This is a genomic window from Fervidicoccus sp. (genome assembly GCF_049967375.1).
In the GTDB taxonomy this organism is placed as follows: Archaea; Thermoproteota; Thermoprotei_A; order Sulfolobales; family Fervidicoccaceae; genus Fervidicoccus; species Fervidicoccus fontis.
Genome location: NZ_JBMFSV010000002.1, coordinates 13,268 through 34,222, shown reverse-complemented (window position 1 = coordinate 34,222; position 20,955 = coordinate 13,268). Strand labels below are relative to the sequence as shown.

General features: G+C 36.6%; 22 protein-coding genes. 19 read left to right on the top strand and 3 right to left on the bottom strand.

Features of this window, described 5'->3' with window-relative positions; translation table 11 throughout:
- The first annotated feature begins 88 nt into the window (after positions 1-88).
- From guaA to alaXM, 4 genes are all read left to right on the top strand, one after another.
- Positions 89-1,657, top strand: coding sequence for a glutamine-hydrolyzing GMP synthase (guaA, locus tag ACP5SL_RS00740; protein ID WP_428228030.1), 1,569 nt, complete (start codon positions 89-91; stop codon positions 1,655-1,657).
- 305 nt (positions 1,658-1,962) lie between these two features.
- Entirely contained in the window at positions 1,963-3,864 is a 1,902-nt protein-coding gene (locus ACP5SL_RS00735) for a 2-oxoacid:ferredoxin oxidoreductase subunit alpha (protein WP_014557691.1), read from the top strand.
- Complete coding sequence (locus tag ACP5SL_RS00730) at positions 3,854-4,789, top strand: 2-oxoacid:ferredoxin oxidoreductase subunit beta (protein WP_014557690.1); 936 nt, start codon at positions 3,854-3,856, stop codon at positions 4,787-4,789. Before ACP5SL_RS00735 ends, ACP5SL_RS00730 begins: the two co-directional genes overlap by 11 nt.
- A 91-nt stretch (positions 4,790-4,880) precedes the next feature.
- Positions 4,881-5,594: an alanyl-tRNA editing protein AlaXM gene (alaXM, locus tag ACP5SL_RS00725; RefSeq protein ID WP_193803590.1), complete on the top strand. Its 714-nt coding sequence runs from the start codon at positions 4,881-4,883 to the stop codon at positions 5,592-5,594.
- A gap of 23 nt (positions 5,595-5,617) precedes the next feature.
- On the opposite strand, the gene ACP5SL_RS00720 is transcribed toward alaXM, so the two are convergent.
- Positions 5,618-6,961 carry a rhomboid family intramembrane serine protease gene (locus tag ACP5SL_RS00720; protein ID WP_211206257.1) on the bottom strand — a complete coding sequence of 448 codons (1,344 nt, stop codon included), beginning with the start codon at positions 6,959-6,961 and terminating at the stop codon, positions 5,618-5,620.
- 93 nt (positions 6,962-7,054) lie between these two features.
- On the opposite strand from ACP5SL_RS00720, the gene ACP5SL_RS00715 reads away from it, so the two are divergent.
- Positions 7,055-7,705: a class II aldolase/adducin family protein gene (locus tag ACP5SL_RS00715; RefSeq protein ID WP_014557687.1), complete on the top strand. Its 651-nt coding sequence runs from the start codon at positions 7,055-7,057 to the stop codon at positions 7,703-7,705.
- 17 nt (positions 7,706-7,722) lie between these two features.
- Here the strand turns inward: ACP5SL_RS00715 and ACP5SL_RS00710 are convergent, their stop codons facing one another.
- Positions 7,723-7,974: a DUF5320 domain-containing protein gene (locus tag ACP5SL_RS00710; RefSeq protein WP_014557686.1), complete on the bottom strand. Its 252-nt coding sequence runs from the start codon at positions 7,972-7,974 to the stop codon at positions 7,723-7,725.
- Between the two features lie 56 nt (positions 7,975-8,030).
- The gene (locus tag ACP5SL_RS00705; protein WP_014557685.1) at positions 8,031-8,366 is read right to left on the bottom strand and encodes a DUF134 domain-containing protein; all 336 of its coding nucleotides are present in this window, start codon (positions 8,364-8,366) and stop codon (positions 8,031-8,033) included.
- Positions 8,367-8,771: 405 nt separating this feature from the next.
- Here ACP5SL_RS00705 and ACP5SL_RS00700 point away from each other — a divergent pair, with 405 nt between their 5' ends.
- From ACP5SL_RS00700 to ACP5SL_RS00635, 14 genes are all read left to right on the top strand, one after another.
- A complete protein-coding gene (locus ACP5SL_RS00700; protein WP_193803588.1) occupies positions 8,772-10,097 on the top strand; it encodes an NAD(P)-dependent malic enzyme in 1,326 nt (441 codons plus the stop codon).
- Between the two features lie 5 nt (positions 10,098-10,102).
- The gene (locus ACP5SL_RS00695) at positions 10,103-11,011 is read left to right on the top strand and encodes a fumarate hydratase (protein WP_428228029.1); all 909 of its coding nucleotides are present in this window, start codon (positions 10,103-10,105) and stop codon (positions 11,009-11,011) included.
- Entirely contained in the window at positions 11,001-11,627 is a 627-nt protein-coding gene (gene ttdB / locus ACP5SL_RS00690) for a L(+)-tartrate dehydratase subunit beta (RefSeq protein ID WP_428228028.1), read from the top strand. Before ACP5SL_RS00695 ends, ttdB begins: the two co-directional genes overlap by 11 nt.
- A 36-nt stretch (positions 11,628-11,663) precedes the next feature.
- Positions 11,664-13,085, top strand: coding sequence for an anion permease (locus ACP5SL_RS00685; RefSeq protein WP_322741384.1), 1,422 nt, complete (start codon positions 11,664-11,666; stop codon positions 13,083-13,085).
- Positions 13,086-13,150: 65 nt separating this feature from the next.
- Positions 13,151-13,459, top strand: a complete 309-nt coding sequence (locus ACP5SL_RS00680) for a transcriptional regulator (RefSeq protein WP_014557679.1) — start codon at positions 13,151-13,153, stop codon at positions 13,457-13,459.
- Positions 13,460-13,575: 116 nt separating this feature from the next.
- Positions 13,576-14,250 (top strand): hypothetical protein, encoded by a 675-nt coding sequence (locus ACP5SL_RS00675; protein WP_014557678.1) that lies wholly within the window; start codon positions 13,576-13,578, stop codon positions 14,248-14,250.
- 101 nt (positions 14,251-14,351) lie between these two features.
- Positions 14,352-14,486 carry a hypothetical protein gene (locus ACP5SL_RS00670; RefSeq protein WP_014557677.1) on the top strand — a complete coding sequence of 45 codons (135 nt, stop codon included), beginning with the start codon at positions 14,352-14,354 and terminating at the stop codon, positions 14,484-14,486.
- The gene (locus ACP5SL_RS00665) at positions 14,483-16,255 is read left to right on the top strand and encodes a hypothetical protein (RefSeq protein ID WP_428228027.1); all 1,773 of its coding nucleotides are present in this window, start codon (positions 14,483-14,485) and stop codon (positions 16,253-16,255) included. Before ACP5SL_RS00670 ends, ACP5SL_RS00665 begins: the two co-directional genes overlap by 4 nt.
- The gene (locus ACP5SL_RS00660) at positions 16,252-17,226 is read left to right on the top strand and encodes a DUF4350 domain-containing protein (protein ID WP_014557675.1); all 975 of its coding nucleotides are present in this window, start codon (positions 16,252-16,254) and stop codon (positions 17,224-17,226) included. The genes ACP5SL_RS00665 and ACP5SL_RS00660 overlap by 4 nt, the downstream gene beginning before the upstream one ends.
- The gene (locus tag ACP5SL_RS00655; protein ID WP_428228026.1) at positions 17,219-18,172 is read left to right on the top strand and encodes an AAA family ATPase; all 954 of its coding nucleotides are present in this window, start codon (positions 17,219-17,221) and stop codon (positions 18,170-18,172) included. Before ACP5SL_RS00660 ends, ACP5SL_RS00655 begins: the two co-directional genes overlap by 8 nt.
- Complete coding sequence (locus tag ACP5SL_RS00650; RefSeq protein ID WP_148683557.1) at positions 18,169-19,449, top strand: DUF58 domain-containing protein; 1,281 nt, start codon at positions 18,169-18,171, stop codon at positions 19,447-19,449. The genes ACP5SL_RS00655 and ACP5SL_RS00650 overlap by 4 nt, the downstream gene beginning before the upstream one ends.
- Positions 19,446-19,880 carry a hypothetical protein gene (locus tag ACP5SL_RS00645; protein ID WP_014557672.1) on the top strand — a complete coding sequence of 145 codons (435 nt, stop codon included), beginning with the start codon at positions 19,446-19,448 and terminating at the stop codon, positions 19,878-19,880. The genes ACP5SL_RS00650 and ACP5SL_RS00645 overlap by 4 nt, the downstream gene beginning before the upstream one ends.
- Positions 19,877-20,377, top strand: coding sequence for a DUF1616 domain-containing protein (locus ACP5SL_RS00640; RefSeq protein WP_148683556.1), 501 nt, complete (start codon positions 19,877-19,879; stop codon positions 20,375-20,377). Before ACP5SL_RS00645 ends, ACP5SL_RS00640 begins: the two co-directional genes overlap by 4 nt.
- Positions 20,370-20,927 carry a DUF1616 domain-containing protein gene (locus ACP5SL_RS00635; RefSeq protein ID WP_014557670.1) on the top strand — a complete coding sequence of 186 codons (558 nt, stop codon included), beginning with the start codon at positions 20,370-20,372 and terminating at the stop codon, positions 20,925-20,927. The genes ACP5SL_RS00640 and ACP5SL_RS00635 overlap by 8 nt, the downstream gene beginning before the upstream one ends.
- Positions 20,928-20,955: the final 28 nt, after the last annotated feature.

Here is a 20,955-nt window from a genome sequence, read left to right as displayed (position 1 = left end):
TTTTTATATAATTATAAAAATTATAAAACCTTTATAAATCTGAAAAAAAGCATGATTTTCTTTTTTAAAGGGAATAGTGCATTTTTTCATGAGTGGGGCGAAATTGAGCACAAAAGAAAGTAGCGTGCTTATTATAGACTTCGGAGGACAATATACGCATTTAATATCAAGAAGGATCAGGGAACTTGGAGCATTTACGATTATTGTGCCGTATAACAGGCTGAATGACATCGAAATTAATAGCTTTAAATCCATGATCCTCTCAGGCAGTCACATGAGCATTGAAAATTTCAGCAAAGAAAGTCTTGAAAAGGCGATTGATGCTATAAGATCTTTTAATGGAACTGTTTTAGGAATATGTTTCGGTCTTCAAATCCTTTCTTATTACTTCGGGGGCAAAGTGAACCACGATTGCGGTGAATATGGAGAGACAAAGGTAAAAATCCTTAAAAATGATCCTCTGTTTAAAGGATGGAACAATGAGGAAAAAGTTTGGATGAGTCACGGAGACTGCGTATCTAAACCCCCTCAGAACTCAGAGGTATTATCTGTTTCTGAAAATGGATATATAGCTGCATTAAAGCTAGATTTAAACGGAAAAGTTATCTATGGAGTACAGTTTCATCCAGAAGTAGTACATACTCCTAAAGGCGTAATATTGTTTGAGAACTTTCTGGAGCTCTCATCGGTCGAAAGAAATTGGAGACCTGAGATATACGTAAATAGCATTATTGAGGGCTTGAGAAAGGAAGTTAGTGACGATGGTAAAGCTTTGGTCGCTGTAAGTGGCGGGATAGATTCTACAGTTTCTGCCATAATAGCTAAAAAAATATTCGGTGACAGGCTGATCACTGCTTTTGTAGACCATGGACTTTTAAGAGAAGGGGAAAAAGAAGAAGTCATCGAAATGCTCAATTTTTTAGAGCTTAAGCCATTAGTGATAGATGCGGAGGAGAGATTTCTAAATAGGCTTGAAGGGATTTCAGACTGTGAAGAAAGGAGAAGGATCATTGGGGAAGAATTTGCGAAGATATTTGAAGAGATCATTGAAAAAGAAGGGATAAGATATTTCGTGCAGGGAACAACATACCCCGATGTAGTTGAAAGCGGAAAGACTCAGGGTTCAGCTGCAGTGATAAAAAGCCATCACAACGTAGGCGGATTACCTGATTGGTTTAAAGAGAAGGTAAAAATCATAGAGCCTTTAAAATTCCTATACAAAGATGAAGTCAGGAAAATTGGAACTATTCTCGGAGTGCCTGAGACTTTAATCAAGAGACATCCTTTTCCTGGTCCAGGACTTGCGGTAAGGGTGATCGGAAAATTCTCTAGGGAAAAGCTAGAAGTGGCAAAAAAATCCTCAAAAATAGTAGAAGATGTGTTGAAGAAGTATGGACTTTACGAAAAAGTTTGGCAGGCATTTGCTACAGTTGGCGAGGATAAATGGGTTGGAGTAAAAGGCGATTCAAGGAGCTACGGCTATATAGTGACTATAAGAATAGTAGAAAGCACTGACGGCATGACGGCTAACTATGTTAGGATGCCATATGAAATTTTAGATGAAATTGTTAAGAAGATCACGGGATCTATTAAAAGCGTGACGATGGTGACATATGCAATAACTTCTAAGCCGCCAAGCACTATTGAGCCTTGTTAAAACACGAAAGCTTCTTTTTCTGAAAATTGAAAATAAAATACATCTCAAATAATCTCTTTTTTGAAAAATTTTCTATTTTTTAACAAAAAAGATGAAAAATTATTTTTCAATTTATCCTTAGTTCAGAATATAAATTTATTTATTAATGTCCTTCAAAAAAATCAGGAATGCAAAATAAGGTTGCCGTAGCGAAATGTTGGTGGTAATGATTGTATACATATAGAAAAAAATCTATAAAAGCTACTTTTCAATCTTTGTCTAAGGTTAGAGAAAAAACGCACAACACATAAAAGAGGGCATCTAAGATGAATGACGAGATAAATATAATTTTGGGGGGTCCTCAAGGAGGGGGAATAGATACATCGATGAGTGTGATAGTAAGAGGATTGGGTAGATCTGGCTATGGAGTCATTGCGGAAAGGGAGTACTTTTCAAATATTGCTGGAAGACACAGCTATGCGCATATAAGAATAAAATCATCAGAAATCCCTTTAAGTATAAGGTATCCAGTTCAGCTTCTAGCTTCTTTGGATGCAGAAACAATATTTGTACACTACAAAGATGTTGAAGAAGGAGGAATTTTAATCTATAATAAGAGTGATGAAGAAAAAAAATTGAGCGAAATAGTAAGCTTGGAAGAAAGCATAAGAGAAAAAATTAGCAAGGAGCTTGAAGAGAAGGGCATTTCGGATAAAGTCTCTTCCCTTTTGAGTTTTCTTGAGAATGAGAGAAAAATAAAGCTTGTAAGCTTCAATTACAATGAAATTTTAAGAAGAATCGCCGAGATGCATAAATTACCTTTAAGCTACATGTCAAGATATCTCAGCTCTATATTGGTAGGAGCTGTTTGGTCAGTTCTCGAATTAAATCTCGACGATTTGATGTATTCTTATTCAATTCAATTCAAAGGAAGGTCAGATAGAGTTCAGCACAATATAGAGCTTGTAAAAGAAGTTGGTAAAATAGTCAAAACCAATAATGCTCATATTAAGTTAGAACCGGGAAAATTAAAAGGTTCAAAAAGGCTTATTGTTTCAGGGAATGACATTGTGGCAATAGGGAAAATCGTAGGAGGAGAGAGGTTCGAAAGCTATTATCCTATAACTCCTGCAGTAGACGAATGCCTTCTACTTGAAAGGCTCGCATATTCAAAGTTCCAAGATAATAATTTAGGGAACCTACTTGTATTGCAAACAGAGGACGAAATTGCTGCAGCAACTAGTGCAATAGGCGCCGCTTTAGCTGGAGTTAGAAGCTCTACTTCAACTAGCGGTCCAGGTTTTGATTTGATGGCGGAATCTATATCTTTTGCTGGAATGAATGAGGTTCCTCTTGTCATAACATTCTATCAGAGGGCTGGTCCAAGCACTGGTATGGCTACTAGAGGAGGTCAAGGAGATTTATTCACTGCGATATTCTCCGGACATGGAGAGTTCGCAAGAGTTGTGCTTTCATCTGGGGATCATACTGAAGCATTTTATGACGCTATTGAGGCCTTCAACATCGCTGAAAAATACCAGTTGCCTGTTATACATCTTCTAGATAAATTTTTAGCAAATACACTTAGCGTAATACCGATTCCAGAACTTGAAAAAGTCAGTATTGAAAGGGGAATCATAGTTAACGATACCAAAAACTACAAGAGATTTGACTTAAGTAGCCTTATATCACCAAGGGCTTTCATAGGATCAAATTCCGTTATGTGGTACACCGGCGATGAGCACGACGAAATTGGACATATATCTGAAGATCCTGAAAACAGGAAGAAAATGTATGAGAAGAGAATTAAGAAGCTTGAGCTCGTCAGTAAAGAAACTCCTGAAGATAAAAAACTAAGCATATACGGAAGTGAAAATTTTGACTTTCTTCTATTAGGATGGGGGAGTGTAAAGGGAGCTTCTGTTGAGGCTATAAAAGAGCTCAAGAGCGAGGGAATGAATGGTGCTTATATCAATGTGAAGATGCTGTGGCCATTCCCGTCTGAGGAGGTCAAAAAATACTTAAAAATTAGTGAAGATATTATTGCAATAGATTATACGTATGATTCTCTAATAAGCAAGCTTGTAAAAATGAGCAGCGGTATAAATATTGAAAAATCTATTGTGAAATATAATGGAAGACCTATTACAATTGATGAAGTAAAGAAATCAATAAAGTTGATTTTGGAGAAAAGAGAAAAAAGAGTGGTGTTAGAGCATGGAGCATAATCCTGGAAAATACAGAACGGATCTTTGGATTGATTGGTGTCCGGGTTGCGGCAACTTTGGCATACTTGCATCGGAAATAAAAGCACTTGAGGAGCTGAATCTGGAGCCGTCAAAAATAGCAATAGTTTCCGGCATAGGATGCTCAGCGAAAATAATACACTATATAAATGCAAACGGCGTTCATTCGCTTCACGGTAGAGCTATTCCTTTTGCTATAGGAATCAAGCTAGTCAGACCAGATTTAACTGTCATAGTAAATGGAGGAGATGGCGATCTTTTGGGAATTGGCGCTGGCCACTTCGTAGCTTTAGGGAGAAGGAACTTACAAATGACAATAATACTCCATGACAACAGGGTATATGGACTGACTAAAGGGCAAGCAGCTCCTACTTTGCCATTGGGCGTAAAGACTAAAGCATTAGCCATTCCAAATATATATACCGATATCAATCCCATAGCACTAGCTATATCATCCGGATATACATTTGTTGCGAGAGCTTATGCTTTCGATAGCGAGCATTTGAAGGAAATAATTAAAAAAGCTATAATGCATAGAGGAGTTTCTTTAGTCGATGTTCTACAACCATGTGTAACATTCAATGATATACATACCGCTGATTACTTCAAGAAGAAAATATACAAGCTTGAAGACGAAGGGTGGGATCCCGTAGTAAGGGATCCAAAAGATATTGAGGAAAAGGCTCTTAACGCTATAAGAAAGTCTTTCGAAGAGGAAAAGATACCAGTAGGCATTTTCTATGAAAACTCTCTATTGCCAACATATGAAGAAAGGCTTAAAAATGTGATTAAAAGCTATCCAAGCATTAGCCCAGGAACAACCAAAATTGAAGTAAATGGCAAAAGCATATTTGACAGAAAGCTATTTGAATCAGTCTTCAGCGATTTCATTATAGATACCGAATAATTTTTATTTATTATTTTTAGCTAATTATCTAAGTTTCTTTTAACAAAAATATTTAATATTGATGCATTATTATAATAAAAAAGTGGTAAACATGACTGAGCATATTTATCAGTTAGATTCTTATCTTAAAGAATATGATTCGATAATAGTAAGCATTAAAGATAATAGCGTAATATTGGACAAAACAATCTTTCACCCAAGGGCTGGTGGTCTTGAATCTGATACGGGATTCCTAGAGGTAAATGGAAGGAGATATAAAGTACTAAATGTGTTACAAGAGAAAGACAGCGAAGATGTTTTACATCAACTTGATACAGTAGATGGGCTGAATCCAGGAGACAGAGTTCATTTGGCTCTTGATTGGGAGAGAAGGTATAAAATGATGAAGTTGCATACGGCATCTCACATAATTGCAGCAATAATATACAACGACTACAACGCGCTCATAACAGGGGGTAACATAACTCCAGAATACGCTTATGATGATTATAGCTTAGAGAGTTCAGATAGGAGCATATTTGATAAAGTCGTACAAAAGGCAAATGAAGTTGTTAAAAAGAATATCGAATTAAAAATATACTGGCTAGATAGGGAAGAAGCTATGAAAATTCCTGGAATAGTAAAGCTAGCTGCTAGAATGCCCCCTAATGTGAAAAAACTTAGAATAGTGGAGATACCGGGAGTGGATATCCAGGCAGATGGAGGACCACATGTTAAAAATACCGGTGAAATAGGCGAAATAGTTATTACAAAGATTGAAAATAAAGGCAAAAATAGAAAAAGAATGTACTATACATTAAAATAATTTTTTATCTCAACTTCCGTTCTTTATATCCAACGCTCTCTCCATAAATCATAGAAGGAAACGCTTAAAGCTTCTTCTATCCTGAAAAGTGATATTATAGCGCCGATAGTTAAAAGTATAGATGCAGATGAGGATATAACAAGAGGTTCCTTTATGTTTGTGTATTGAGATGTCATATTAAAGCTGATATTTACTTTTCCATCTAGGTTCGAATTTCCGTATATATCCGTTAACACTATATAAGTGGAAATGTTTCCACTGGCATAATCGACGATCCCATCATATCGGTAAGAAAAAACCGCATCTAGAAAAACGGGGACGCTGACTCCATTAATGGTTACATTATAGAATTCTCTATATGTTATGTTTTTGTTAGCAAGCTCTTTATTGCAAATAAAACTTTCTGGAATTCTGTTTAACAGAATTCTTACTTCATCCACGCTACTTTGAGAAACCTCTGCCTTACCAGAATATAGCTTCAAGACAACAACATCGCTTTGTCCATTCGCGGTTACATTCAGAAAGTAAATATTTGTATTTGTCGCATATACCTCAGCTGTTCCCGAAGAAAATGCCAATAATATTAAAATGAAGAGAAACGTCAAAAAATATTTAGTCCATTTTCCAATTCTACGAGGCATACCCTTTATGCCTATTTTTTCCATCATGCTGGAATATTCCATCAATAAATGATAATTCAACCTTACAGAGCTATCTTTGAAGAAAACATATGACAAAAAAATACCTGTAATGAACCCTCCAACATGCGCAAAATATGCCACTCCTCCGAGCTCAAGAAAGCCATAAATAACTTGTTCAGAGAACCATATAATTAGAAATATAATCGATGATACAGGAATGCAAATTGGTATAAATATGAAGAAAAGACAGAACATTAATTTAGTGTTAGGAAAAAGCAATAGATATGCGCCTAAGATTCCGCTTATTGCACCAGATGCTCCTATGGCTGGTATAACAAGCGAATCATATCCACCTATTGGAATGAACGCAAAGTAAAAGATCGAAGCTGCTATTCCAGAGAGAAGATAAAGGATTAAAAATCTTTTATGTCCAATAGCATTTTCAACGCTTCTTCCAAATATCCATAAAAAGTACATATTAAAAAAGATATGGAAGATATTAGCATGTGTAAACATGCTTGTAAAAATTCTCAATACTCCCTGGACAGGATCCTCCAGAAGTATCTGCGGTATGAATCCTAGCTTATATATGCTTTCATTTGTAGATGTTAATAGTAAGTTGTTGTAGCTCGTGTAAACATATACAATAATATTGATTAGAATTAGAGAATAGGTGAACCACGCTTTCTTTAAAGCTGGTTGCTCCTCTCTTGGAATAACAACCAAGGAAAGAACCTCTTTCAAATTTCTTATATATTTGTTAAAAACAGTAATGATAAATATTTTTTCGAAAAAATTCATAATAAAAAGGTGTTCTGAATGTATGATGATTTAAAAAAGAAAGTAGTAGAAGTAATGAAATTCATGGAACAGCATGAGCTTAATTATGGAAGATCTGGAAACGTGAGCATTAGAATTCAGGACACGGGACATATTCTTATAACACCAACGGGTGTGAAAAAATCAGCTCTGGCTGAAGATGATATAGCTGTTGTGGATCTGTCGGGAAAAACAATAGAGGGAAAGAGAAAGCCATCAGTTGAAATGCCACTTCATTTAGCGATATATAAAAATTATGACTACATAAATGCCGTAATACATGCGCATGGAATATACTCTACAGCACTTGCAGTCGCTCGAGAACCTCTTCCTCCATTGGTTGAGGAAATGGTCTCTCTCACAGGCGGAGACGTAAAAGTTGCAGAATATGCTCCATCTGGTACGGATGAACTCGCTGAAAATGCTGTTAAAGCTTTACATGAAAGAAAAGCAGTTCTTCTTGCGAATCATGGCATAGTTGCTTGTGGAGAAACTATCGATGAAGCTTTAGAAATTTTGGTTCTGGTCGAGAGAATATCGAAAGTATATATACTTAGCAAAGTCGCAGGAGTCCCAAAAGTCCTGCCTTTTGAGAGTTTAGAAAAACAAGTTCAAGATTTTAGAAAAAGGATAAAAAGAAATAGTGCTTAGAAGTCTAACTTTTTAATTTACTGGTTTTTTAAGACCTTTAATCTTTCATCAATTTCTTTCAGTGAATCTTCCAAATATTTCTTCTGCTCTTCTAAATATCTTATTTCTTCTTCTTTACTCAAAGGTGATTCAGAGTATGGCCAGGCTACTCTTCCGTATCCTTGCCAACACCATCCTCTTCCGTACTTCCATCCGGGCCTCTCCCATGGAGGTAAATTGCTCCAAGGACCATTACCAGGATATGTTCCAAATCTTTTTCCCCATGCCATTTTTTATCACCAATAGTGAAATATATTTCAAAAGTTAATAAATTTTTTGCTATTACTTATGCCTTTTCTTCAAGCGATTTTGAAACAATTTTAATAGGTTTTTGCTCCAATAAAGCCATTGCAATTTTAAACCTGCAGTCTTCAAGAACTCTCCAGAAGGTCGCTTTCGATATACCCATTTTTAAAGAAGCCTCATCTGTAGTTAGGTTATCGATATGAATAAGCTTTAAAGCTTCAAGCTCATAATCATAAATTTCTACAGCATTTTCTTCGCTCAGACCCTTTACCTCTTTTATGGGAAGAAAAGTAATTTCTTCAATTTTCATTGAACTCCTTATATCTATAGGAGGTCGTCCTCTCCAGCAGCCTCTGCCCCTTCTCATTCTTTTCATGGCAATTGCCTCGTTAAATTCATGTATTTTTTATTTATTGAGAAAGTATTATAATTATCGTATGACCTCCACGCTTAAAAATTAATGAAAAAACTAGAAAATTGTTTTGTTTTTAAGATAACCTTTTCGCTGTTTCCACCATAATCAAAAACTCTCCTCTTCCCTGTCCTAAAGAGCGAGAGGTTCCTTGCATCTATTCGTTTTTACATCTTACATATACGGAACAGAGAGGGCGGTCAGAGATCTTTTTTCTAAAGATAAAATCTTAAAAATATTTAAAAATCATTCTGCCTTGAAAAGCTGGGCTTTCGGTTGTTTTTACGAGGTTCCAGAAAATTTTTGATACAAATATATATTTAAAAAGTTATAATAATTTGTAATCAAAAAACTTTGAAGTGTATTAAAATGAGCAGAGGAGAGAAAAAAGATTGGGCTTCTATTTCTGAAAAGCTTCATAAGTCATATAGGGGAAAAATTGAAGTTTTGCCTAAGGTTCCTATTACTAGCCTAGATGATTTTAGTATATGGTACACTCCTGGCGTAGCAGAACCGTGCAAAAGAATAAACAAAGACGAAGATCTCTCTTATGAATATACTTTAAGGTGGAATTATGCCGCAGTCATAAGCGATGGGACCAGGGTTCTTGGATTGGGTAACATTGGTCCTAGTGCAGGCTTACCTGTAATGGAGGGCAAATCCCTCTTATTTAAGTATCTTGGAGGAGTAGATGCAATACCATTGGTTTTAGGAGAAAGAGATCCGGAGAAATTTATAGCAGTTGTGAAGGCTTTAGAGCCAACCTTTGGGGCGATTAATTTAGAAGACATCGAATCTCCAAAATGCTTTTACATCCTTGAAAGGTTGCAGGAAATATTAAACATACCTGTATGGCATGACGATCAGCAAGGGACGGCTTTGGTAATACTTAGCGCTTTAATAAATGCCTTGAAGCTTACTGGGAGAAGAATAAAGGATACAAAAATTGTGCTTGTAGGAATTGGAGCTGCAAACATGGCTACATATAGATATTTGAAGGTAGCTGGTGCAAATCCAAAAAACATCATAGCTGTTGATAAAAACGGAATAGTTCATCCTGAGAGAGACGACATAAAAAGGGAAAAAGATAGGAATCCATGGCTTTTCAAAGTTGCAGAGGAGACCTCTCCTGAAATTAGGGGAGGAATCCCAGAAGCCATGAATGGTGCAGATGTAGTAATAGCGGCATCGGCTCCTGGACCCGGAACCATAAAGAAGGAGTGGGTCAGCAAGATGAATAAAGATGCTATAGTTTTTGCTGAGGCCAATCCAATACCTGAAATATGGCCTTGGGAAGCTAAAGAGGCAGGTGCGAAAATTGTAGCTACGGGGAGGAGCGACTTTCCAAATCAGGTAAATAATAGTCTTGGCTTTCCCGCTGTATTTAGAGGTGTTCTTTCAGTTGGGGCAAAGAAGATGAACGATGATATGTTCTTAGCTGCAGCGTATGCTATCGCTGATTATACGGAAAAGACCGGTCTGAGCAAGGATAGAATAATTGCATCAATGGATGAGATGGAGCTTTACGTTCAAGAGGCTTTGGCAGTTGCCCTGAAAGCTATTGATCTGGGTTTGGCTAGAAGAAAGATTTCAAAAAATGAGCTCGAAAGGGAAATAAGAGAGATGATAGAAAGGCCTAAAAAATACATGAATATTGCAATTAAAAATGGAATAATAGAAGATAGGAGGGAGTAGCGAGCATGGAATTAAATGAGAGTTTCAATAAGCTTGTAAAAATACTCAGCGGCTTCATAAATGTCGTCGCTATAAAGCTTCCGGACGATGTCAATGAAAAGCTTAACGAGCTAATTGAGAAGGAGCAGAGCGATGTTGGAAAGTTGGTCTATGAAGCTGTAAAGAAAAATCTAAGTTTGGCATTGGAGAGGAAAGCTCCTCTCTGCCAAGATACCGGTGTTTTGGAGTTTTTTGTCAAATTTGGAGAAAACTTCCCATATAAATCAATGCTTCTTAAAGCAATAAGGGAAGGCACAGTTATTAGTACTAAGAACGGATTTCTGAGACCTAACGTTGTAGATCCTTCAACAGAGAAGAACAGCGGAGATAATACTGGACCTAAAATTCCATGGATTGAAATAGAAATAGAGGAAAATTCCGATTATGCTGATGTTCAGCTTTATCTTGCCGGTGGGGGAGCGAGCAGGCCAGGTAGCGCGAGAACGCTTGACCCTGCTGAAGGATGGAGCGGTATTGCCAAGTATGTCATAGATGTAGTCTCTAGTTATGGACCGCCGGCTTGCCCCCCGCTTATGGTCGTAGGAGTTGGTATAGGTGCGACATCCGAAATAGCGGCAATGCTTTCTAAAAAGGCGTTGCTGAGAAAAATGGGAGAAAGAAATATCAATCCTAAAATAGCTAAATTTGAAGAGTTTCTGGAAGAAGAGTTGAATAATCTAGGCTTCGGTCCTCAAGGGCTTGGAGGGAAAACAAGTATCGGTGAAGTTCACGTGGAATACGCAGGTAGGCATCCTGCAACATTAGCAGTTGGTGTAAGCACATCCTGCTGGGCTCTTAGAAAAGGTTGGATCAGAATAATGCCAGATCTTTCTTATGAAATATATTCGCATAGAGGTGTGAAAATTGAGCTCTGAAAGTAAAATAATCATAAAAACTCCGGTTATTGATTCTTCTCAATTAGAAGAATTGAGAATAGGAGATATGTTTTACCTTAGCGGAATATTAGTAACGGCAAGGGATGCAGTGCATAAGAGATTTTTAATTGATGGCGAGTCATTGCCCATAGATTTAAAAGACCTCGCAATTCTTCATGCAGGACCTGTTATGAAAAAAGTAGGAGAGAAATGGCAGTGCATATCAATAGGCCCAACTACAAGCAGGAGAATGGAGTATTATGAAGACGAGTTCATTGAGAAAACGGGGGTAAAAATAATAATAGGTAAAGGCGGGATGGGGAAAAAGACCGCGCATGCATGTAGCAAGCATAAAGCGATTTATGCGATATTTCCAGGCGGCTGTGGGGTCTTGGGAGCAAGCGAGGTCGAGGAAGTAATAGACGTTAAATGGGAAGATCTGGGAATGCCTGAAGCTCTTTGGATATTGAAAGTAAAAGAGTTCGGTCCGCTCATTGTCTCTATAGATACGCGTGGAAATAACTTATCTGATGCAATCCTTGAAGAGTCTATAATGAATGGGAGAGTTACCGGAGAAAAATTAGAGAAAAAATTAAAAGAGATGGGCTTTTTATAATTATAATTATCTTCCAAGAATTAAATAGTGGTTTTAGTGGATAGGGAAAAATTACTTAAAGCAATTATTCCTATTATAATTGGAATAATTATTGCAATAATTCCGCATCCATCTGCGCTCACCTCTAATGCATGGTATTACTTCGCCCTTTTTGCCACAGTTATCGCGGCGATCATACTTGAGCCTATGCCTATAGCTGCTATAAGCTTGATCGGAGTAGTAGTAGCCGTAGTTGCAAGGCTTGTTTATTCTAGTCCGAGCAGTAGCATTAGTTGGGGGCTCACAGGTTTTTCCAATAGCATTGTTTGGCTGATATTTGCAGCATACCTTTTCGCTTTAGGGTATTCAAAAACAGGCTTAGGAAGAAGGATTGCCCTAATTTTCATAAAATACCTCGGAAAAAAACCATTAGGCTTGGGCTACGCTATAGCACTTTCCGATTTAGTTTTAGCACCTTTTATGCCTTCAAATACGGCTAGAAGTGGTGGGACAATATTCCCCATAGTATCCAATATTCCTCCGATGTATGGTTCAAGCCCACGTGAAGGAACAGAGAAGAAAATTGGCTCCTATCTTATGTGGACCGCATTTGCTGCTACATGTATAACTAGCAGCATGTTTCTAACAGGGCTTGCACCAAACGTATTAGTTCAGTCTCTGGCTGCCAAGCAAGGAATTCAATTCAGCTGGATCACCTGGTTCATTGGCTTTGCCCCTGTAGGTATATTTCTATTTATTATAACTCCTTATCTGATTTTCAAGATATACCCCCCCGAGATCAAGGAATCTCCAGAAGCTCCAAAATGGGCACAGGAAGAGCTAAACAAGATGGGCAAGATTAAAGGAAGAGAAATTGCCTTTCTGATAGAAGTTATATTGGCGTTAGTTTTGTGGATAGTTGGATCAAATTACATAGATGCGACTGCAGTTGCTTTACTAGTTGTAGCTCTCTCGCTGCTTTCAAACGTATATTCATGGAAGGATGTACTTACGTATGAATCAGCTTGGAACACGCTCGTTTGGTTCGCTACATTATTTACATTGGCTGATGGGCTTTCTAGGGTAGGTTTTGTCAGCTATGTCGGAAAAGAAATAGCTACCAGCATTGGGTGGATGAGTCCAACAATAGCATTAATAGTTATAGTGTCTCTATTTTATTGGCTCCACTACATGTTTGCAAGCCTAACTGCACATGCGACAGCTCTATTTCCAATATTTTTAGCTACTGCAATGGGGATCTCCGGCATGAATCCAGTCGTTGCGGCATACGCGCTGTCCTATACACTAGGGATAATGGGGATTATCTCGCCATATGCTACAGGTCCTGCCCCTGTTTACTACGGCAGTGGATACATAAAAGGAAACGACTTCTGGAAACTTGGGCTGATTTTTGGGATTATCTATTATGTAATCTTTATTGCAATCGGAATGCCTTGGCTTCTTTTCATATTAAAATAAAATTTTAAATAATAAAACAAACTATTTTTTTATTTAAAATTAATATACCTAATGAGGTTAGAAAAATGTCAAAGGACAAGTATATAGGCATTCTACTTATCTCGGTTTCCGCAATAGTAATAGTTCTCTACGGGTACATACTATTTTTAACGAGCTACTCAGGAATACTTATTGAGCTGACGGCATTCATAGCTATATTAGGGATATTCGGAATCGTTGGATGGATAGGATACACTCTCGCAACAACTCCTCCTCCAAAGCCTATAGAGGAGATAGAGAAGGAGATAGATGAGGAGCTTAAGAAATTAGAGCAGGAGCAGAATGTGGAGCAGAAAACGCGGAGCGAAGGTAATGCACAGGGAGAAGAAAAATAAGGTAACTCCATTTTAAGAATAGTTTTAAAAGCGGAAGAATTTTTTATTTGATATTAAATTAGAAACAAAAATCTATTCTAAATAAACAGCATACCTAAGATAGTCGGTGTAAAGTAATGAATATATATAGGGGAATAGGCTTATCTTTGATGATCAGCGGAATACCTGCAGCTATCTTTATATTTTTGCTCACAAGAAATACACCTTTCACTGCTCTCTTCGTTGGAATCTCAATATTAGGAGCTTCTATGTTTCTTACTCCTGAAGAAGAAAGCTGGGTCTCAAAAGACTTATCGCTTATGCTATATTCGGAATTTTCTAACATAGCATCTTTGCTAGAGACTTTCAGGATAAGCTCTTTTAATAAGTTTGTAGCATACGGAGAAAAAGTATACTTATTTCTTTCTGAAGGATCTTTAGAGAAAGCGCCCGATGAACCTCCAAATTTTCTAATTTCAGTGCTTGATGGAAAAACGGTCTTATCTTTAGAATCTCCTATAAATAGAGAAATTATAGAGGGTAATACTTCTTTTTGTTCAGCTGCTGATTTTGTGTTAGTTGAAAAGCTTAATGTTGCTGATAAGATAGAATGTGCTGAGGGTAATGATATATATTCTGTTAAAGTTTACGGGACACTTATAAAGGATCCTTTGAGGACTGCGAAGGCATTTGGAGGATTTTACGGTCTGATTTTAGGATCAATTGCTTCTATATTGAAAGGAGAGGCTTCTGTAGTTTCTTTTGACGAGAGCGAAAACTATAAGATAATCAAGGTGAGCATAGAACGATAAGCAGAGACCGCATCTTTAACACATTGCTATCTTTATTCATAACCCTCACAGTATTCTCCTTTTCTTATTTAGGGGAAACGAGAATAGATGCATATATATCTATGTTTGTATTGGAGTATGCAGTTCTCAAGGCTGTAGTTAGGCCTAGGAGAAAGGGAAGAGATTGGCTTTTTATAATTCTCATAGCAGTCTTTGCTATATTTGTTTCAATAAGAATATATGAAGTGATAATATGAAGAAGCTATCTATGTTTCTGATGCTTATTATATTTATTACTTCTCTTTCTCCTATCGCGGAGAGTATTCCAAGACAGGTGGATCCTGCGACTATTTCTGAGGACAGCAATGTACTTGATCTTCTAAATGCATATTCGATTATTTCTAATAGCATAGGAAGCTTGGATTTTTCTTCTGCTGAGCAAAATTTAACTTATATTTTGCAATCTAGCTTTCCCTCAACATATATGTACATTTTTCAGAGAGGAAACGAACTCTTAAGCAATATACTGGACTCTTTAAATCTGACCAAGCTTATGATAAGCAATGCTACTGTTTTGATACAGAATAATAGGTTTTCAGATGCTGATAACCTTTTGGGACAGGCTTTATTTACTCTCGCAAATGCAAATGCCACCTATATACAGCTGCTAGAACTTTATTCTTCTCTTCCGATATCATCTTCTAGAGTTACCAATACTTTCAATGGAATAGGCTCCGCAATAAATTCATTATTTGAGAAGATCTTGACTCTGAAAGAAGAAATAGAAAACAGGCAAAATTTGATTCCAACGAAAATTTCAATTAATGTTTCTCCTTTAAACGTAAATTGGGGAGAAAAAGTTTCAATACAGGGCTCTCTAACTGAAGAGAGCGGCAATCCTTTAAGCGATAGAGAAGTGCTGATTCATATTGGAGCGAAGATCTATACTATTTATACCAACAGTTCAGGTCAATATAATTTAGATGAAAAAATCACTAGTTATCAGCCATGCGTGCAAATATATTCAGAGTTTATACCTTCTGGCAACGATAAATATATCTATGCTTACTCTTCTTCTCAAATATATAATGTTACAGTAAGCTATATAGTTCCTGAAGTTTCTATAACCTTAAATTCTACATATGTGACTCCAGGAAGCACTATTGAGTTGGACGTTAAGAGCAACTATATCTTAGAGTTTAATTTAACCTCAAACTTATGGAACCTTACTTTTACTACTAATGAAAAAGAGAGTAGAATTCTTCTCGAAGTACCAGCAACTGCTAAAGAGGGAATATACAATCTTATCGTAAACTCTCTACCTAACGGGGAATTAGCGCCTACCTCTTGGTCTACTAATCTGACCGTTTATAAAGAATCGCTTCAATTAAACATTTCTATTCCTAAGCAAATTTTTTCTGGAAAGACTTACGAAATAAGAATCAATAGCACAATACCATTTGACATATACGTTGTAGCTTCACCTGGAATAAATGCAATAGTTCAAGGAAATAGTATAATACTTAGAATACCGCTTTCCTATATTAACAGCAAAGTTGTTGTGAATATTATAGTCGACCCCGAAAATCCTTCATATAAGGAAGTATATCTAGAAGAGAGCATACCTTCTTACAACTCACTGGCGATTTTTTCAACCTTAGCGGGAGCCTTTGCAGTAGCAATTCCTTTAGCTAGATCGACATCTTCTGTGAGAAAAGCTGAAAATAAAAAGGAAAAAGCCGAAGAATCAAGCTCTGGGACAAATCTGAGAAATAAAGGGATTGTAGGAGAATTTTTCGAAGCTCTAGAAATGATAAGCAAAGTGAAGATGGAAGGCTGGATGACGCTTAGAGAGTATCTTTCTGCAATCAAGGAGAGGATCGATGAAAAGACGTACTTGCTAGTTGAGGAACTTATTTTCAAAATTGAAAAGGTCATATATGGGGGAGTTAAGTATACCCAATTGAAAGAAGAGGTTTCAATAAAGGTCAAAGCTTTAATCGAGTTGCTGAGGAAGAAAAAATGAAAAACTACATCATCTTGGGGACAGTTTTATTCCTTATTATAGCTTTATTTTCAATTTACATTATTCCTTCTACCAGCGATTTTTCTCCATACAATCCGCTTTACAATGGTTTAGCAGACTTTGTTCATGAATTTAACGTAACACTTATACCTATAAATTCGTTGAACAATTTGAAGCAGGGAACTGTCGTGTTTTTAATAGGTCCAAGCAAGAATTTTACAGAGCAAGAAGGAATGGAAATTCTCAGCTATGTGGAAAACGGGGGAGAGTTAGTTATAATGGATGATTTTGGGACATCAAATGAACTTATTAAGATAATGAATTTAAACGGAATATTGAATGGCAGTTTATTAGGGGATCCGCTGTTTATGTATAAGAGCTTTCAGCTTCCAATAGTAAAAGTAAATGTAAATGGTACAACTCTGAATGTTTACTACAACTATGCTACTGTTATAACCTCACAAAATAGCAACCTTAATTGCATAGGTGAAAGCTCTTACTTCAGCTATCTTGATCTCAACCTCACGGGAAAATATTTAAACGGCTACCCTAAAGGTCCCTTCTGTATTGCATATATGCAAAATATTGGAAAAGGAGTAGTCTATGTTTTTTCGGATTCTAGCCCATTCATTAATTCTATGCTCAACTTGGGCGACAACCATAAGTTGGCTACTATTCTTATAAGCGGAAAAATTCCCTATTTAATAGATGATAAATGGTATGTGAACAATTATGATGTATTGAGGACAAATACTTTTAACTTTTTCTCCCAGATATTGCCCTCTATTGTTTATCCTTTAGCTCTTATTTCAGTACTAGCTTCATATATCGTTGGAAATTACATATATATTAATTTAGTTAAAAAAAGAACTAAGAAAAAATCAAATTTAGAAAAAATCCTGAAAGTGCACCCTGAGTGGAATAAGGATGTATTAATCAAGCTCATGAAAGAGGCAGATAAAAATGAGTAAGAAGATTGATGAAAAATTAAGGAACGTGATTGAATTTTTAAGGTCATATATTATTGGATATGAAGAATTATTCGAACTTCTTTCTATCTCATTACTTAGCGGAGGTCATGTGCTGATCGAAGGTCCTCCTGGATCTGGAAAAACGCTGACAGCTAGATTACTTGCTTTATCTATAGGGGGAACTTTTAAGAGAATTCAGATGACTCCAGATATGCTTCCAAGCGATATTTTAGGGGGATTCTTCTACGATATAGGGAAAGGAGAATGGATATTTAGAGAAGGACCCATTTTTGCGAACGTAATTTTTATCGATGAGCTCAATAGGGCATCGCCGAGAACTCAAAGCGCACTCTTAGAAGCAATGCAGGAAGGCAGAGCAAGCATAGAAGGGGTTACAAAGGAGTTGCCAAGGCCAAACCTCTTCATAGCTACACAGATGACCAAAAGCGAGGTAGGAATTTATCCGCTTACCCCCACTCTGCTCGATAGGTTCGCCTTCTCATATATAACTAACTACTTGGAAACAGATAAGGAGAAAGAGGTTTTAGATAAAGTAGATGCAATCGATGAAGTGATAAAAAGCACAAGCGTTTCTCCGATCCTTTCAATAAAGGACATCCTAATGCTACAGGAGGAAATAAAGAAAGTCTATGTTGATGATAAGATTAAGCTGTACATAGCATCTATAGTAGGAGAGTTGAGAAAGAAAGAAGATATGTTTGCGATCGCACCTAGCACAAGAGCATCCGTTTGGCTTTTCAAAGGAAGCAGAGCACTCGCATTTTTAGAGGGAAATGATTATGTTTCTCCCGATCACGTAAAGAAAATCGCTCGATATGTACTTAGGCACAGACTGTTTTTCAATCCAGAAGCTGAGCTGAAGAATGTAACGTCTGAAAATATCATATCCTCTGTGCTGGAAAAAGTTGAGGTGCCGAAGGTTTGAAGATAAAAATCGGTAAGGGCTTCTTTCCTATTTTCTTCTCTTCTCTATCTCTCTTCTCTCTGTATTTAGTTTCTCGATCGATAGTTATTCTTTCAGTTTTTCTCATTTTCTGTTTTTTGCTCGTAGCATCTCTTTTTCAAGCTTTCCTTTTGAGAAGAGAAAAATGTGAAGTGAACATAAAGGATGTTAAAGCTGGTGAGAAGTTTTTAGTTTACGAAACTCCAAAAATAAACATTAAAATAGATAAATGCAAAAATTTCAAAGAGGCAATTTTTTCCAGCTTTGTTAAAGTTGAAGAAATCAAGAAAGCTAGAGATAAGGTAAGCATCTCTGCTAAGCTTCTTTTTAATTCCTCAGGTGAGTATGATATAATTTCAGGCAACATATTTCAGTCATCTATATTTGATGTATTCAGGCTTGAAAAAAGCTTTGAAAGAGAGCTTGCTATTAAAGTTCTCCCGCAGACGCTTGTATGGATTGTTAGAGGACTCAGATTGCTTGGGTTAGCTTCTTCTGGAAAAACATCTTATTTTGAAGTGACCTATCTCGGGGAAGGTATCGCTCTAATTCCAAATGTCAGAAGCGGGGAGTACATAAGAAACAGATTCTTTGAGCCCGGAGATGTTCCAAAGAGAATTGACTGGAAGTCCAGCATGAAAAACTTGAGGCTTATTATTAGAGAATATGGTGAAAACCCTCACGGCTCAGTTATGTTACTGGTTGACTATACATGTGCAGGGTTGAGAAACTGTGATCTTTTGGCTTCATCAATTCTCTCTATTTCTCAACTTATATATGAAGAAGGAATTAATGATATTCAGCTTTATGAAAACGACAGCAGTAAGGTTATGAGATTCGATAGTCCCCTCAAACTTTTAGGTTATTTGACTGGGAAAATTTTAGAAAAGAAAATTGTTCCAGTAGAGGATATGAAGCTTCACGAATACGTCTATCCGCTTACGCTCCAAGAACTTTATGAAATTCTTTCGAGGTTCTATAAAGGTTCTTTACTTATTGATGAGAAAGGAGAAAAGCTCAGTAGTAGTTCAGATACTGCAATATTCGTTTCAAATATATTTCACGACCCTTCAAGAATTTTAGACTTAATATCCAGGATTAAAAGATACAATGCTGTTGTTATCACTCCAGACTCGCCTTGGAAAGATGAGGTTGACATTGAGGATGCTTATAGGATATTTACAAGCTATTCGCTAGCAAAAAAGAAAATTGAAAAGCTTGGCGTGAAAGTTATAAGTTGGAAGGGTCTAGAAAAATGAAAGCTTACAAAGTTTATAGCGTAATTATATTACTAATAGTGATCATTTCTCCCTTTATTATTGTAAGTTCTCAAAGTAGCGAAGATGTAATCGGGACAAATAGTACAATCACTCAGTTGCTGGGTGAAATTGTTTACTTATATGATCATGGTGTGAATGTATCTCAGCTTGTAAATAAACTGAACTATGCAGTAAAGCTTGAGCAGGAAGGAAACATTACGGCATCATCTTTAATTATATCTCAATTGCAGGAGAACATATCAGCACTTATGCCTAGTGCAGAAAGCAATTATTATAAAATAATAGCATTGAAGATTATAGAAATCATCCTTTTATTATCTATACCAGTTTTGACTTATGTATTTCTGCCACGGATCTACTTGAGCATTTGGTATCGCAGTAGGAGAAAGTGGTTGGTGAAGAAAAAATGAGCTTTATTATGGATGAAGAAGTTTTTGCAGTTATATTGGCTATAATCGTAGTAGGATCAGTTCTTGGAGTCGCTATGATAATAAGACCATCATCTGAAGAGCCATTTACTGCATTAGGCCTGTTAGACCAAAACTGCCAAATAGGAAGCTACCCCTCAACTGTAGTTAACGGAACAAATGTGAACCTTTGTCTTTTCGTATATAATCATATGGGCCATCCTATATACTATGAAGTGGTCTATAAAATAGGCAACAACCTTACAATTCCGACTAATACTACTCCATCTTCATCACTAGCAATAAAGAATTGGAGGGGGGTTCTCAATAATGATGACAATGAAACATTTCACGTGAGTGTACCTGTATACGCTAATAATAATGAAACGAGCGTAGCCTTAATATTCGAGCTCTGGATATACAACTTAACGACAAATGAGTGGCAGTATACAGGAATTTGGAATCACCTTTATGTAAACATAACTTTTCCAGGTGGGTAGCTTGGAAGAAACACTTGAGGATTATATTGCAAGGAAAAAGAAGAATAAAAAGACTGAATTTGAATTAAAAAAAGAAGTATTTAATGAGTTCTCTAGCAGAAATATATATCTAGTTGATCCTAACCCCCCACTTAAGTTTTCAAACTATATAACTAGAATGGAATATTCTTTATGGTTTTGGACTGTATTGTCATTTACTTTGGTATCCTTGACTCTGATATATGTGACAAACTTTTTAAGCATATTAATGCCACTGAGATATATCTTTGGAAGCATTTTTGTGCTTTTCCTTCCTGGGTACTCATTGGTTGAAGCCCTGTATCCAGGTGAGGGGGATTTATCTCCTTTGGAGAGATTGGCTTTGAGCATAGGGCTTTCTCTCGCTGTCGTCCCCCTTATAGGCCTCCTACTCAACTATACTCCTTTCGGGATAAGGCTTCTGCCGATAGCCGCTTCCTTATCCATGTTTATAATTATATTATCTGTTTATGCATTATATAGAAAATTTTCCATAAATTCATTACTTGTTGCTTCTCAAAAAAAGGCATAACTTATCTTTTTAAATTTTAAAATTATAA